This is a genomic window from Corynebacterium haematomassiliense, from assembly GCF_013978595.1.
GTDB lineage: Bacteria > Actinomycetota > Actinomycetes > Mycobacteriales > Mycobacteriaceae > Corynebacterium > Corynebacterium lehmanniae.
In genome coordinates, this window is the sequence record NZ_JACDTZ010000001.1 from 358,851 (window position 1) to 371,889 (window position 13,039).

The 13,039-nt window shown below is 66.2% G+C and carries 12 protein-coding genes; 10 read left to right on the top strand and 2 right to left on the bottom strand.

The features are described 5' to 3' along the window. Both ilvN and ilvC read left to right on the top strand, forming a co-directional pair. Nucleotides 1–519, top strand: coding sequence for an acetolactate synthase small subunit (ilvN, locus tag H0193_RS01760; protein ID WP_181888292.1), 519 nt, complete (start codon nucleotides 1–3; stop codon nucleotides 517–519). 73 nt (nucleotides 520–592) lie between these two features. Then, nucleotides 593–1,609 carry a ketol-acid reductoisomerase gene (ilvC, locus tag H0193_RS01765; RefSeq protein WP_181888293.1) on the top strand — a complete coding sequence of 339 codons (1,017 nt, stop codon included), beginning with the start codon at nucleotides 593–595 and terminating at the stop codon, nucleotides 1,607–1,609. A gap of 63 nt (nucleotides 1,610–1,672) precedes the next feature. Here the strand turns inward: ilvC and H0193_RS01770 are convergent, their stop codons facing one another. Further along, nucleotides 1,673–2,269 (bottom strand): hypothetical protein, encoded by a 597-nt coding sequence (locus tag H0193_RS01770; protein WP_181888294.1) that lies wholly within the window; start codon nucleotides 2,267–2,269, stop codon nucleotides 1,673–1,675. A gap of 278 nt (nucleotides 2,270–2,547) precedes the next feature. Here H0193_RS01770 and H0193_RS01775 point away from each other — a divergent pair, with 278 nt between their 5' ends. Genes H0193_RS01775 through H0193_RS01810 form a run of 8 tightly spaced genes read left to right on the top strand, consistent with a single transcriptional unit; the run spans nucleotide 2,548 to nucleotide 11,923 of the window. Next, on the top strand, nucleotides 2,548–3,444 hold the full coding sequence (locus tag H0193_RS01775) for a cation diffusion facilitator family transporter (RefSeq protein WP_181888295.1): 897 nt from the start codon (nucleotides 2,548–2,550) through the stop codon (nucleotides 3,442–3,444). A gap of 22 nt (nucleotides 3,445–3,466) precedes the next feature. Further along, entirely contained in the window at nucleotides 3,467–5,236 is a 1,770-nt protein-coding gene (locus tag H0193_RS01780; protein ID WP_070474891.1) for a DUF262 domain-containing protein, read from the top strand. A gap of 27 nt (nucleotides 5,237–5,263) precedes the next feature. After that, nucleotides 5,264–6,094 (top strand): hypothetical protein, encoded by an 831-nt coding sequence (locus H0193_RS01785; RefSeq protein ID WP_338026566.1) that lies wholly within the window; start codon nucleotides 5,264–5,266, stop codon nucleotides 6,092–6,094. A 60-nt stretch (nucleotides 6,095–6,154) separates the two neighbouring features. After that, nucleotides 6,155–7,171: a 3-isopropylmalate dehydrogenase gene (locus H0193_RS01790; RefSeq protein WP_181888296.1), complete on the top strand. Its 1,017-nt coding sequence runs from the start codon at nucleotides 6,155–6,157 to the stop codon at nucleotides 7,169–7,171. A gap of 10 nt (nucleotides 7,172–7,181) precedes the next feature. Continuing rightward, nucleotides 7,182–8,630: a cell wall-binding repeat-containing protein gene (locus H0193_RS01795; protein ID WP_181888297.1), complete on the top strand. Its 1,449-nt coding sequence runs from the start codon at nucleotides 7,182–7,184 to the stop codon at nucleotides 8,628–8,630. A 42-nt stretch (nucleotides 8,631–8,672) separates the two neighbouring features. Further along, nucleotides 8,673–10,538: a DUF294 nucleotidyltransferase-like domain-containing protein gene (locus H0193_RS01800; protein ID WP_181888298.1), complete on the top strand. Its 1,866-nt coding sequence runs from the start codon at nucleotides 8,673–8,675 to the stop codon at nucleotides 10,536–10,538. Between the two features lies 1 nt (nucleotide 10,539). After that, nucleotides 10,540–11,097: a 3'-5' exonuclease gene (locus H0193_RS01805; protein ID WP_181888299.1), complete on the top strand. Its 558-nt coding sequence runs from the start codon at nucleotides 10,540–10,542 to the stop codon at nucleotides 11,095–11,097. Between the two features lie 34 nt (nucleotides 11,098–11,131). Then, complete coding sequence (locus H0193_RS01810) at nucleotides 11,132–11,923, top strand: fumarylacetoacetate hydrolase family protein (RefSeq protein WP_181888300.1); 792 nt, start codon at nucleotides 11,132–11,134, stop codon at nucleotides 11,921–11,923. Here H0193_RS01810 and H0193_RS01815 read toward each other — a convergent pair whose 3' ends face one another. Continuing rightward, nucleotides 11,924–13,039, bottom strand: a complete 1,116-nt coding sequence (locus H0193_RS01815; protein ID WP_181888301.1) for an isochorismate synthase — start codon at nucleotides 13,037–13,039, stop codon at nucleotides 11,924–11,926.

Here is a 13,039-nt window from a genome sequence, read left to right on the forward strand (position 1 = left end):
ATGGCACAGCCCGAACCGATCACCCGCCACACGCTGTCGGTGCTCGTCGACGACGTCGACGGCATCATCACCCGCGTCACCGCGCTGTTTACCCGCCGCGGCTACAACCTGGTCTCCCTCGTCTCCGCAAAGACGGCGAAGGAGGGCATCAACCGCCTCACCGTCGTCGTCGACGCCACGCCGCACTCCGTCGAGCAGATCACCAAGCAGCTGTACAAGCTCATCCAGGTGCATAAGGTGCTCGAGCTTGACGACGCCACGTCTGTCGGCCGCCAGCTGCTCCTGGTGAAGGTCAACGCGGACAACCTGACCCGCCCGCAGGTGGTGGACGCCGCCAACCTGTTCCGCGCCCGCGTGATCGACGTGGCGGTGGACTCCGTGATCATCGAGGCCACGGGCAATTCCGCCAAGCTCAAAGCGTTTCTTGAGGTGATGGACTCCTTCGGCATCCGCGAATTGGCGCGCTCGGGCTCGGTGGCGCTCTCGCGCGGCGCAAAAACGATGGCAAAGTCCGAGTAAATCTTAAAAACCCGGGACGGTTGTGTCATAATGTGAAATGACCGTCTCACAGAATGAAGGAAGTGACGTACACATGGCAATCGACGTGCTCTACGACAACGACGCAGACCTGTCCCTGATCCAGGCGAAGAAGGTCGCCATCATCGGCTACGGCTCCCAGGGCCACGCGCACGCGCAGAACCTGCGCGAGTCCGGTGTCGAGGTGGTCGTCGGCCTGCGCGAAGGCTCCAAGTCCGCCGACAAGGCGCGCGAAGCCGGCTTCGAGGTCAAGACCAACGCGGAGGCCGCCGAGTGGGCCGACGTGATCATGCTGCTGGCCCCGGACACCTCCCAGGCCAAGATCTTCACCGAAGACATCGAGCCGAATCTCAAGGCTGGCGATGCGCTGTTCTTCGGCCACGGCCTGAACATCCACTTCGAACTGATCAAGCCGGCGGACAACATCACCGTCGTCATGGTCGCGCCGAAGGGCCCGGGCCACCTGGTCCGCCGCACGTTCGTCGACGGCAAGGGCGTGCCGGCGCTGATCGCTGTGGAGCAGGACCCGCAGGGCAACGGCAAGGAGCTCGCGCTGTCATACGCCGCGGCAATCGGCGGCGCCCGCGCGGGCGTCATCCCGACCACCTTCGAAGCGGAGACCGTTACCGACCTGTTCGGCGAGCAGGCCGTGCTCTGCGGCGGCCTGGAGAGCCTGATTATGTCGGGCTTCGAGGTGCTCACCGAGGCCGGCTACGAGCCCGAGATGGCCTACTTCGAGTGCCTGCACGAGATGAAGCTGATCGTGGATCTGATCTACGAAGGCGGCCTGGCCAACATGAACTACTCCATCTCCGACACTGCGGAGTTTGGCGGCTACCTGTCTGGCCCGCGCATCATCGACGAAGGTGCGAAGGACCGCATGCGCGAGGTGCTCAAGGACATTCAGTCCGGCAGCTTCACCAAGCGCCTCGTCGACAACGTCGAAGGCGGCAACAAGGAGTTGGAGGACCTGCGGGCGAAGGTCTCCGAGCACCCGATTGAAAAGACGGGCGCAGAGCTGCGCGACATGATGAGCTGGGTGAGAAATCCGCTCACCGACACCGCCCGATAGCTTGTAGGCAGCAAAAACCCCGCGCTCCCGATTGGGAGACGCGGGGTGAAGCTTTTTTGGCGACTAGTTGGTAGCCGCAGCACCCTCCGGAGCTTCCTCCGGTGCGAGGGTCTCGGTGGTCTCGTCAACGATGTTGGTCTCGGTGACCGTCTCGTCTGCCGGCTCAGCGGCGGACTCCTCGGCGCCCGCAGCAGCGGACTCCTCGGCGCCCTCGACGGTGGTGGTCTCGGAGACAACCTCGGTTGCGGCGGTGGTGGTGGAGGTAACGGTCTCGCCCTCGTCATTGTCGCCGGAGAACAGGGACCACAGCAGCCACAGCAGCAGCAGCGCGACGAACAGGCCGAGCAGCCACTTCCACCAGCCGCCACCAGAGTTGCCCTCTTCGGTCACAGCCGTGGAGCCAGAGGTGGAACGAGCCGGGGTGGATGCAGTGCCCTCAGTGGTGGTGCGCTCAACGCGGACATCCTTGTTCGGCTCAACGTTGGTGCGGTCGGTGTTGACGTCCTTAACGCGGTCGGCGCCTTCGCCGCCGCGGCCACGCAGGTCGTCCAGCTTGTCCTTGCCGAGATCCTTCGCGTCGCCGAGTTTGTCCTGGCCGAAGTCCTTAGCGTCCTTGGCGACGTCCTTCGGGTTGCGCTTCGGGTCGATGGGGTTGCTCATTGTGAATTCCTTTCGTGCTAACACAAGTGCTGGCATAACGTCTCCGTCGGACGCATGGCTGAACCAGCATCCGTGGCGAACGAACGCCCACTGTAACAAAACTTCCGCAAGCGGTGCCGCGAGATCCGTGCCACACGTCTCAACGTATTCGGCGTTTTCCCTGCGCTCCCAGGGTGGCCGCTGCCATATGGAACGATTTTCAATTAGTTGTCATTAAGGAATGCAGCGAGTACCGTAGGTCGTCGATAGGCAATGTGCAGAATGTGAAAGGGACCGAAATGCACGATCACCACAACCACAACCACGACCACGCCCACGGCGCTCCGAGACGCGCGCTCGCAGTCGCACTGGCGATCACCGGCACGGTTTTCGTCGCGGAAGTTGTCGGCGGATGGCTCTCTGGGTCGATGGCTCTACTCGCGGACGCGATGCACATGCTTTCCGACGCCGCGGGGCTGATCATCTCCCTTCTTGCCATCATCGTCGGACAAAAGGCCGCTTCCGCAACCGCGACGTACGGCTACCGGCGCGTGGAAGTGCTCGCTGCACTGATCAACGCGGCCACTGTGCTGGCAATTTCCATCTGGATCGTGGTCGAGGCGGTGCGCAGGTTGCGCGACCCGCAACCGGTGGAAACAGGACCGATGATGGTCATCGCGATGATTGGCCTGATCGCGAACGCTGCTTCGGCATGGGTGCTCTCGCGCCACCGGGAGGGCTCGATCAACGTGCAGGGCGCGTACTTACACGTGCTGGTGGATATGTTCGGCTCCGTCGCAGTGCTGGTGGCTGGCGCGGTGATTGCGTGGACCGGGTTTACCGGTGCTGACGTGGTTGCCTCCCTGGTTATTGCGGCACTGGTGCTGCCGCGGGCTTGGCAGCTGATGGTGCGCTCGGCCCGGGTGATGCTCGAACACGTCCCTGCGGGGTTCGATGCGGACGAAGTGGAGCGCGCACTACGGCAGGTCGAAGGGGCGACGGATACGCACGACCTGCACCTGTGGTCGCTGGACGGGGTGAGCGTATTAGCCACGGTGCACGTGGTGGCGGGCCCCGGGGTGGACCGCGACCAGCTGCTGGACCGGGTGCAGGACACGCTGGCGCACCTTGGGGTGGAGCACGCGACGGTGCAGATTGAACCTCCTGAGCACATCGGTCACGAGAAGGTGTGCTGAAACTGCACTACGCTTGGGAGACATGGGTTTCACCACGCCGAGCTACTCACTCAAAGACCTGTTTTCCCGCGCGGGGCGGGGAGAGCTGCAGCTGCCTGACTTTCAGCGGGAGTACCTATGGGACGTCGACAGGGTTCGCACCCTGGTGACTTCCGTGCTGCGCGGCTACCCGGTGGGCTCGTTCCTCGCCCTGGATACGCGCAACACGGAGCAGCGTTTCAAGCCGCGCCCGCTCGAAGGTGTAGTGGTGGAAGGCGTCGCCCCCGGGCTGTTGCTTCTGGACGGACAGCAGCGCCTGACCTCGCTCTACCAGGCGTTCAAGAACGACGGCGAGGTCCACACCGTGGACTACCTGGGCCGGCCGATCCGCCGGCGCTTCATGGTGGACGTGCGCGTAGCAGTGTCCGCAGACCCAATGCCAGTGGAGGCACTATTCGCGGTGGATGAGCAGGGCCAGGTGCGCTCCCACTTCGGGCCGGACGTCGACGGTGCGCTGAATTCGCGCGAGGCCTATATAAATAACGGTGTCATCCCGGTAAGCATGCTGCTGTGGACCGAGGGCAACGACTTGCTTGTGGACATGGCCGCGAGCACCGAAGACGAGCAGCTGCGCGACGCGGTCAAGCACTTTGTCAACCAAGTGATGCGTGGGCTTCCGGCGTACGACGTGCCGGTGATCCGCGTGGACCGCGAAACCACGCAGGCGGGCGTTGGTCAGATCTTCGCGTTCGCCAACTCTGCCGGCGTGCAGATGGACGTCTTCGAGCTGCTCACGGCGGTGTTCGCCTCCGAGGACCCGTCGTTTGTGCTGGCGGAGAACTGGCGGGATACGGAGCACAAGCTGCGCGAGCACCCCGTGCTGGACAGCGTGGGGCGAGTGGAGTTTCTGCGCGCGCTGTCGCTGCTGCTGACCAGCAGGAGGGGCTCCGCGCGGGGCCACCGCGGCGACATCCTGGACATTTCGCTGGAGCAGTACCGGACGCACGCAGGCGAAATGCTGGACGGTTTCCTCGCCGCCGCGAGGTTTTTGGAGGAGCGCCGCGTCGTTTACGCGGACCAGGTGCCGTATCCAGCCCAGCTGATCCCGCTCGCGGTGATCCTGGCGCGCCTGGCTGAGGATTCGGGCGCACTCGAGCGCGAAGGTGCGGCCGACCGGCTCAACCGCTGGTTCTGGTGCGGTGTGTTCGGCGAACTGTACGGTGCTCACGCGCCCACCATCCGGATTGGCTTGGACGTGACTGAGGTGACGCCGTGGGTGCGTGGAGATACAGACGAGCTGCCCCGCACGGTGGCCGAGGCGCGATTTTTTGAGTCCCGCCTGCGCACAGCCGGCCCGGACAGCGGCATCTACCGCGGCCTGTACTCGCTGCTCATGGCCCGCGGCGCACGTGATTGGCGCACCGCGGAACTGTTTACCGCGGAAACGGTGGAGCAGCTGCAGCCCCGCTTCCGCCAGGTGTTCCCGGCGGAATACCTGGCCGTCACCGGTGCGCTGGAGAAGGATCCGCAGCTGGTTGATTCGGTACTGAACCGCACGCCGATGGGCCGGCGCACTGACGTGGTCATTGAGCGCAACGAGCCGAAGCGCTACCTGCCCCGGCTGCAGTCGAAGTCCCTGCTGGAAGACGACGAGTTCGACGCCATGCTTGACGGCCACGAGATGGATCCAGAACTACTTCTGGCCTCTGACTGGGAGGGCTTCGTGGCTGACAGGCGCGAGCGTTTCGTGGGCATAATCGAGTACGCCATGGACCGTGCCGCCGAGCGCGACTGGGAGCCGGGCGAGGCGTAAGTGGCAAAAGCGACAATAATCACGGGGGTGGCAACCGTCGTCGTTGCCTCCGCGATGCTGACGTCCTGTGCTCCCGAGGCGCAGTTGAGTCCGCTCGAGCGTGCCCGCGGCGTGAACCAATCCAAGCACGTGGGGAAGCTGTTCGCGGGCGAGCCGGAGGTCGTCGATGACGTCCTCGGCATCAAAACCACCAAGCTGTTCTTCCCGACGTCTGAGACGCTTGTGCTCAGCGACACCTCCGTCGAAGCGCAGCTGCGCGCGGCGTCCATCGCGGTCACCACGAACGCGCCGATGATGGTGTACGACCCCACCCGTCACGCCGAGTACGTGCAGATGATTGCGGATATGCGCACTGTGAACGTGCTCACTGTGGGAGACGTGGCCATTGCGCCGTCGAAAGGTGCGGTGAGCGTGCAGCGCGACCCTGGCGGGCTGCGGGCATTAGAACAGATGACTGCGCTGCGCTACCGGGAGCACACCGTCGCCACGCCGCAGGAGGCGGTGCGTGAGGTTTCCAGCCTGCACCAGCGCGAGCCGATGTGGCTGCGTGCTCAATGGGCGGACCCGTCGGTGTTGCCCGCGGCGAATCCGGAACCCTTCCCCATTCAGTCCCGCCGCGATGCCAATATGGCACCGCGGGTGGTTGCCACCTGGGAGTCGTCCATCCCGTCAGTGGCAAACGCGCGTAGTTACGGCGCGGATGTGACCGTTGTGCCGTTGGCGGATCCGCGCAAGAGCGAGCAGACCCTGTTCGCCATGGCTGGGCTGGCTGAGCGCCCATTGGTCGCGCTGGGGAGCCAGTTCGGCACCTCCGCTCAGTTGATCGACCGGATCTGGGAGGCGGAAGCGGCCTACTAGCGTGGCGCGAGGTGATAGTCTGAGGCTGTTTTCTACTATGTGAGAAGAGGGTTTCAGAATATGAAAATTGCAGTGCTCGCTGGCGACGGTATCGGACAGGAAGTCATGGCGGAGGGGCTCAAGGTCCTGCGCACCGTGCGCGACGACGTGGAGACCACCGATTTCGACCTCGGCGCCCGACGCTACCTGCGAAACGGCGAGCTGCTCACGGATGCGGACCTTGACTCGCTGAAGGAACACGACGCAATCCTGCTCGGCGCCATCGGTGACCCGGAGCGCGTGCCGGCCGGCGTACTCGAGCGCGGCCTGCTGCTGCCGCTGCGTTTCAAGCTGGACCACTACGTCAACCTGCGCCCGTCGCGGCTGTACCCGTCGTCGGTGAGCCCGCTGGCCAACCCCGGCGACATCGACTTCGTGGTGGTGCGCGAGGGCACCGAGGGACTCTACGCCGGAAACGGCGGCACCTTGCGCCAGGGCACCGAACACGAGGTGGCCTCCGAGGTCTCCCAAAACACCTACCACGGCGTTTCGCGCGTGGTGCGCTACGCCTTCGAGCTGGCCATGACGCGCCGTAAGAAGCTCACACTGGTGCACAAGACCAACGTGCTGGTCAACGCAGGTGGGCTGTGGCAGCGCGCCGTCGACGAAATTGCGGCCGAGTTCCCAGAGGTTGAGGTGGACTACAACCACATCGACGCCGCGACGATTTACATGGTCCAGGACCCACAGCGCTACGACGTCATCGTCACCGACAACCTCTTTGGCGACATCCTCACTGACCTCGCTGGTGCCGTCGCCGGAGGTGTGGGCCTTGCAAACTCCGGCAACATCAACGCCGCCAAGGAGTTCCCCTCCATGTTCGAGCCGGTGCACGGCTCCGCACCGGACATCGCTGGCCAGGGCATTGCGGATCCCACCGCGATGATCTTGTCGGTGGCGATGATGCTTCGCTTCCTCGGCGACGAGGACAACGCCGCACGCATCGAAGAGGCCGTCGAGCGCGATGTAGCTGAGCGCGGCGACGCAAAGGTGCGAACCGCCGAAGTGGGTGACAGGATCGCCGCCGCCCTGAAGTAGGGTTGTGCGCATGCATGTGACCCGCACGATCCCCGCCGTTTTGACCGCAACCGCACTGGTGCTCACCAGCTGCAGCAGTACAGAAGGCGGGGTCGGCGCCCCGGCCGCGCTCGAAACTCACGGTGACGAGGTCATCCAGGACACAGACGGCACCGGTGTGGAGGTCTCCCAGCGCCTCTTCGATTCCTCGGAGACCGTTGTGGTCTCCGCCAAGGACCGCGACCAGCAGCTCAAGGCAGCGGCCATCGCGGTCAAGCTTGGGGCGCCGATGCTTGTGCGTCTCGACGGCACCGATTCCGCCGTCGACGCCGAAGTCGAGCGCCTGGGCGCCACGCGCGTGATCAACGTGCCGGGCGACGAGGAAGACACCGAGGCGGTCGCCTCCGCCGAGCCGGCTGGGGATGCCGCAGCCATCGCCGCGCTGGAGCCGGAGCACCCGAGCGAGCTGACCATGCCGCCGGTGTTCGCCACCGCGCTGTCCTCGCGCGCTTCCGTGGCCACCGCGCGGGCCGCCGGTGCGGACGTGCAGGTGCTGGCGGCACCGGACCCGCGCGCGACGGCGGACAGCATGCGCACGGTCACCGATCAGGACACCCTCGCGCTGGGCCGCCAGTGGGGAGACACCGAAAACTTCCAGGCGCGTGCGGCACTCGCGGAGGGCGGCGAGCTGCCGGGCGGCGGCGGCCTGGTCTTCCCGGGCCGCCGCATGGTGGCGCTGTACGGCCACCCCTACGGCCCAGACCTGGGCGTGATGGGGGAGCAGGACCCGGCGGCCGCGGTGGAGCTGGCGAAGAAGTACGCCGAGGACTACCAGCCGTTTAGCGATGCCCCTGTCATCCCCGCGTTCGAGGTCATCGCCACCGTTGCCTCCGGCGGCCCGGGCGACGACGGTAACTTCTCCAACGAGACGCCGATGGAAGACCTCGTGCCCTACGTCGACGCGATCGTGGACGCAGGCGGCTACGCCGTGATCGACCTGCAGCCCGGCCAGGGCAGCTTCGTCGAGCAGGCCAAGCTTTATGAGGAGCTGCTCAAGCGCCCGAACGTTGGCCTAGCGCTGGACGCCGAGTGGAAGCTCAACCCGGGCGAGCAGCCGCTGTCGCGCATCGGCAGCGCCACCTCGGGCGAGATCAACGAGGTCGCTGACTGGCTCGCGCAGCTCGTCCGCGACAACAACCTGCCGCAAAAGGCGATGATTTTGCACCAGTTCAACGTGGCTATGTACCCGGACCGCGAAAACATTGTCACCGGCCAGCCAGAGCTCGCCTGGGTCCTGCACGCCGACGGCCACGGCGGCCCGGACCAGAAGTTCGATACCTGGAACGTGCTGCGCGAAGGTCTGGACCCGAACTACTTCATGGCGTGGAAGAACTTCTTCGACGAGGATTTCCCGACCTTTACCCCGGAGCAGACCTACCGCGACGTCAACCCGCGTCCATGGTTTGTCAGCTACCAGTAAAAACTGCCGGTATCGGGCGCAGCCGCACGATACTCTTGCTCTATGAGTGTGGAGCTTGATGAGGTCTACGGTTTCCTCGCCCAGCACGAGCCCTTCTCGACGCTTCCCGAGGACACGCTGCGCGCACTGCCGGCGCAGATGGGCATCACTTATGTCCGCCGCGGCCAGACCGTGGTGGAGGTGGGCCAGCCCAACGACACGCTCTACGTCATCCGCTCCGGCGCGGTGGACATCGTCAGCGCGGACAACCTGCTGCTGGACCGGCGTGAGGCCGGGCTGAACTTCGGCTACTCCACGCTGGTGGGCGAGCGTGAGTCCGCCTACCTCATGCAGGCGGTGGAAGACAGCATCCTGCTCTTGCTACCGCGCGAGGCGTTCCTCGAGCTGCTTGCGCAATTCCCCGACATGGGCCGTTTCTTCCAAACCGCCTCGCGCCGCGTGCGTGCCGCCGCCGAGGAGGTGCGCGATGGCGGCGCCACCGACGTGCTGCGCACCCCGCTGCGCGAGATTTTCGCCGGCCGCGGGCCGGTCACCCGGGACAAGCACGTGAGTATCGCCGAGGCCGCTCGCGCGATGGGCGAAGAGGACATCAGCAGCCTGATCATCACCGACGGGCACGAGGTCGCCGGCATCATCACCGACGCCGACATGCGCTCGCGGGTGGTCGCAGGAGGGGTGGACACGTCCAGGCCCGTGGCGGATGTGATGACCAGCCCAGTGCGCACCATCGCTCCCAACGCGCTCGTGTTCGAGGCGATGCTGACCATGAGCGAGCTTGGCATCCACCACCTGCCGGTCGCCGGCCAAGGCCAGGTGGTTGGTGTGGTCACTGCCGCGGACATCATGCGCCAGCTGCAGGCGGACCCGATCTACCTCGCGGCGGACGTGGCGCGGGCGTCGCTGGAGGAGCTGGAGGGCGCCTACCGGGACGCGGCACGCGTCGCGGTACGGTTTTTCGAGCGCGGCGCCTCGGCGGCCGAGACGCAGCGGTTGCTCACCTCGATCGCGGATGCGGTGGCGAAGAGGTTGGGCACTTTAGCCGTCGAGAAGCTTGGGCTCCCGCCTGTGCGGTTCGCGTTTGTGGCGGTGGGCTCGCAGGCGCGCGGGGAGATGGGCCCGGCCAGCGACCAGGACAACGCGCTCGTGCTCGCCGATGACTACGACGCCGCGCGGCACGGCGAGTACTTCGCCGAGCTCAGCGCGTTCGTCTGCGAGGGGCTCGCCCGTGCCGGCCAGGCGTTGTGCCCGGGCGAGATGATGGCGTCTTCGCCGCAATGGCGGATGACGGAAAGCGATTGGGGCCGCACGTTCCATGGCTGGGTCACGGCACCGAAGCCGGACGCGCTGCTTCACGCGCAGGTCTTTTTCGATTTCCGCGCCGTCTTCGGCTTCGGCGAGGGCTGGCAGGACATGGCCGCGCGGGTGCGCTCTGGCGCGCTGGCGTCTGCGCACGGCTCGCGCCGCCTGCACACGCACCTGGCCGCGCTGGCCACGTTCCGCGAGCCGCCGGTGGGCTTCTTCCGCGGATTCGTGCTCGAGCGCAGCGGCGAGTACGCCCACACGCTGGACATCAAGCGCGGCGGCACCGCGGCGGTGGTGCAGATGGCGCGCCTGTACGCCATCGCGGCCGGGGTGGATGGCGTGGACACCATCGCGCGGCTGCGCGGCGCCGCCGGTGGGCCGGTTTCCGCGAAGGGGGCGGCGGATCTTCTGGACGCCTACGAGTACCTCGCCGACCTTGCCATGCGCCACCAGTGCGCCCAGGTGCGCGCGGGCGAGGCGCCGAACTACCGCATCGACCCGAAGCAGCTGCCGGAGCGCGACCGCGCGGCACTCCGCGACGCGTTCGGGGTGATCAAGTCCCTGCAGAACGCGCTGTCCACCGCGTATCCGACCAGGGCGGTGTGAGATGTTCGGGCCGAAGAAACGCCAGCTTATCGACGGCGCCCTGCTCGCCGTGGACGTCGAAACCACGGGGCTCAAGCCCGCACGCTCGCAGCTGGTGTCCGTGGGGTGGGTGCCGGTCAACGGCCGGGTGATCGACCTCTCCGGCGCGGAGTACTTCGTGCTGCGGGGCGCGGACGTGGGGGAGTCCGCCACCCTGCACGGGGTGACGGACGACGAGGTGGCGTCGCTGGGCCGGGAGCCCGCAGAGGTGCTCGAGGCGTTTCTGGCTGCGCTCGACGGGCGGAATTTGCTCGCGCACTTCGCGCAGATGGAAACCGGGTTTCTGGGTAAGCTGCACCAGGATGTGCGCGGGAGCAAGTGGCGGCTGCACGACAGCGAGGTGGTTGACACTTTCGCCATGGAGCGGCGCCACATGGAGCGCATGGGCACCTACCCGCGCGGGGAGGACCTGCGTTTGCCCAGGGTGCGGCAGCGTTATAACCTGCCGGCGTACGCGAACCACAACGCGTTGACCGACGCGGTGGCGTGCGCGGAGCTCTATCTCGCTCTAACCGGGTAACGCCACTTTTGTAATTGGTTGTATGCTCTGTCACATGCGTTTTGGACGAATTGCAACACCTGAAGGAATGACGTTCGCCGTCATCGACGACGAGGGCAAGACCGCGAAAGCCATCGCCGGCACCCCGTTCACCGACCCCGAATACACGGGCAAAGAGTACGCGCTCGAGGACGTCCGCCTGCTTGCCCCGACCCTGCCGTCGAAGGTGGTGGCCGTGGGCCGCAACTACGCCGACCACGTGGCGGAGGTGTTCAAGAAGTCCGCGGAGCACCTGCCGCCGACGATCTTTATCAAGCCGTCCACGGCAGTTGTGGGTCCCGGCGCCGCCATCAAGATCCCGGAGTACGCCACCGGCGTGGAGTTTGAGGGCGAGCTCGCGCTCGTTGTCGGCGTACCGTGCAAGAACGTCAAGGCTGCAGACTGGAAGTCCGTCATCCGCGGCGTGACCATCATCAACGACGTGTCCTCGCGCGACCTGCAGTTCGCCGACGGCCAGTGGGCCCGTGCCAAGGGCATCGACACCTTCGGCCCAATCGGCCCGTGGATTGAGACGGACCTGGAGAAGTTCGACTTTGCCAACCTCCCCATCAAGGCGCACCACACCCACAACGGCGTGACCGAGACCAAGCAGGACTCCAACTCCAACCAGATGATCAAGTCCGTCGGCGAGATGGTGGAGTGGGTCTCCGAGTCCTTCACGCTGCTGCCTGGCGACGTCATCGCCACCGGCTCGCCCGCCGGCACCGCAGAGATGGTGCCGGGCGACTACATCGAGGTGGAGATCCCAGGCATCGGCAAGCTGGGCAACCCGGTCGAGCGGGCGTAACTACAGGCCGAGCGCGCGCATGATGGTGCGCAGCTTGGCCGAGGTTTCGTCGAGCTCGGCCTGCGGGTCCGAGTAGGCGGTAAGGCCCCCGCCAGCCCAGGCGCGGGCCCGGGTGCCGTCCGCGTTGACCTCGGCGCAGCGGATGGCCACCATGTATTCGCCGTCGCCGGCGGCATCCGTGTAGCCCACCGCGCCGGCGTAGAAGCCGCGGTCCGATTCCGCGGTAGTGATCAACGCTTCCGCCGCCGCCTGCGGGGTGCCGCAGACCGCCGGGGTGGGGTACAGGCTCAGCGCGAGGTCGAGCGCGCTCGGGGCGGGATCCTTCAGCACGCCCTCGATCGGTGTGGCCAGGTGCCACATCTCGCTGGTCTTTTCCAGCCGCGGGCGTTCCGGGACAGTGAGCTCGCTGCACAGAGGCGCGAGGATGCGCCGGATGTGGTCGACCACGAAGCGGTGCTCGTCCAAGTCTTTCGCAGAATCGCGCAGTGAGTTGGCCGCCGCCTGGTCTGCGTCCTGGTCGCCGGGGACGCGGGCGTCGGAACCTGCGAGGGGAAACGACCAGACGCGCCTGCCGCGCCGGCGCACCAGCACCTCTGGCGAGGACCCGACGAGGAAATGCCCCGAGCGCCCCGAGGGGGTGAGGTCCGCGATGAACCCGTCGTGCGTGTACGACAGGTCGATCAGCCGCGCTGCGACCAAGCGGGGGTCCACCGGCGGGTCAAAGGCGATGTCTACGGCACGCGCCAGCACTACTTTGTCCAGGGCGGAGCTTTGGATTGTCGAGATGGCGGCTTCGACTCGGCGCAGGTGTTCGGCCGGGGACGGGTCAACGTCGATAAGCATTGCGTTGAGCTTGGAACCCTCGCCGACGCGGTAGTACGGGTGCGGCTCGAGCGCACCCGGCTCCCGGATGATGTGCTCGGGGACCGTGAGTGCCGCTGGGCAGTCGTGATCGAAGGGGAGGGCGCCGACAACCATTTCTTCCTCGCCGCGCGCGATCGCGTCCGCAGCCTCCCACGCATCGTCGAAGGTGCGGAGTGCACCTTGGGTGCGCACGGAGCCGTCGCCACGCGAGAGCAGAAAGTCTGGGGCGCTATCGGGTCTGGAAGTGGGCAT

What these genes read in the sequence shown, in the direction of transcription:
- H0193_RS01815 (WP_181888301.1), bottom strand. Translation starts at nt 13,039, where the DNA reads ATGCCCACTTCCAGACCCGATAGCGCCCCAGACTTTCTGCTCTCGCGT.
- H0193_RS01770 (WP_181888294.1), bottom strand. Translation starts at nt 2,269, where the DNA reads ATGAGCAACCCCATCGACCCGAAGCGCAACCCGAAGGACGTCGCCAAG.
- H0193_RS01780 (WP_070474891.1), top strand. Translation starts at nt 3,467, where the DNA reads ATGGGTTTCACCACGCCGAGCTACTCACTCAAAGACCTGTTTTCCCGC.
- H0193_RS01795 (WP_181888297.1), top strand. Translation starts at nt 7,182, where the DNA reads ATGCATGTGACCCGCACGATCCCCGCCGTTTTGACCGCAACCGCACTG.
- H0193_RS01800 (WP_181888298.1), top strand. Translation starts at nt 8,673, where the DNA reads ATGAGTGTGGAGCTTGATGAGGTCTACGGTTTCCTCGCCCAGCACGAG.
- H0193_RS01810 (WP_181888300.1), top strand. Translation starts at nt 11,132, where the DNA reads ATGCGTTTTGGACGAATTGCAACACCTGAAGGAATGACGTTCGCCGTC.
- H0193_RS01790 (WP_181888296.1), top strand. Translation starts at nt 6,155, where the DNA reads ATGAAAATTGCAGTGCTCGCTGGCGACGGTATCGGACAGGAAGTCATG.
- H0193_RS01775 (WP_181888295.1), top strand. Translation starts at nt 2,548, where the DNA reads ATGCACGATCACCACAACCACAACCACGACCACGCCCACGGCGCTCCG.
- H0193_RS01805 (WP_181888299.1), top strand. Translation starts at nt 10,540, where the DNA reads ATGTTCGGGCCGAAGAAACGCCAGCTTATCGACGGCGCCCTGCTCGCC.
- ilvC (WP_181888293.1), top strand. Translation starts at nt 593, where the DNA reads ATGGCAATCGACGTGCTCTACGACAACGACGCAGACCTGTCCCTGATC.
- ilvN (WP_181888292.1), top strand. Translation starts at nt 1, where the DNA reads ATGGCACAGCCCGAACCGATCACCCGCCACACGCTGTCGGTGCTCGTC.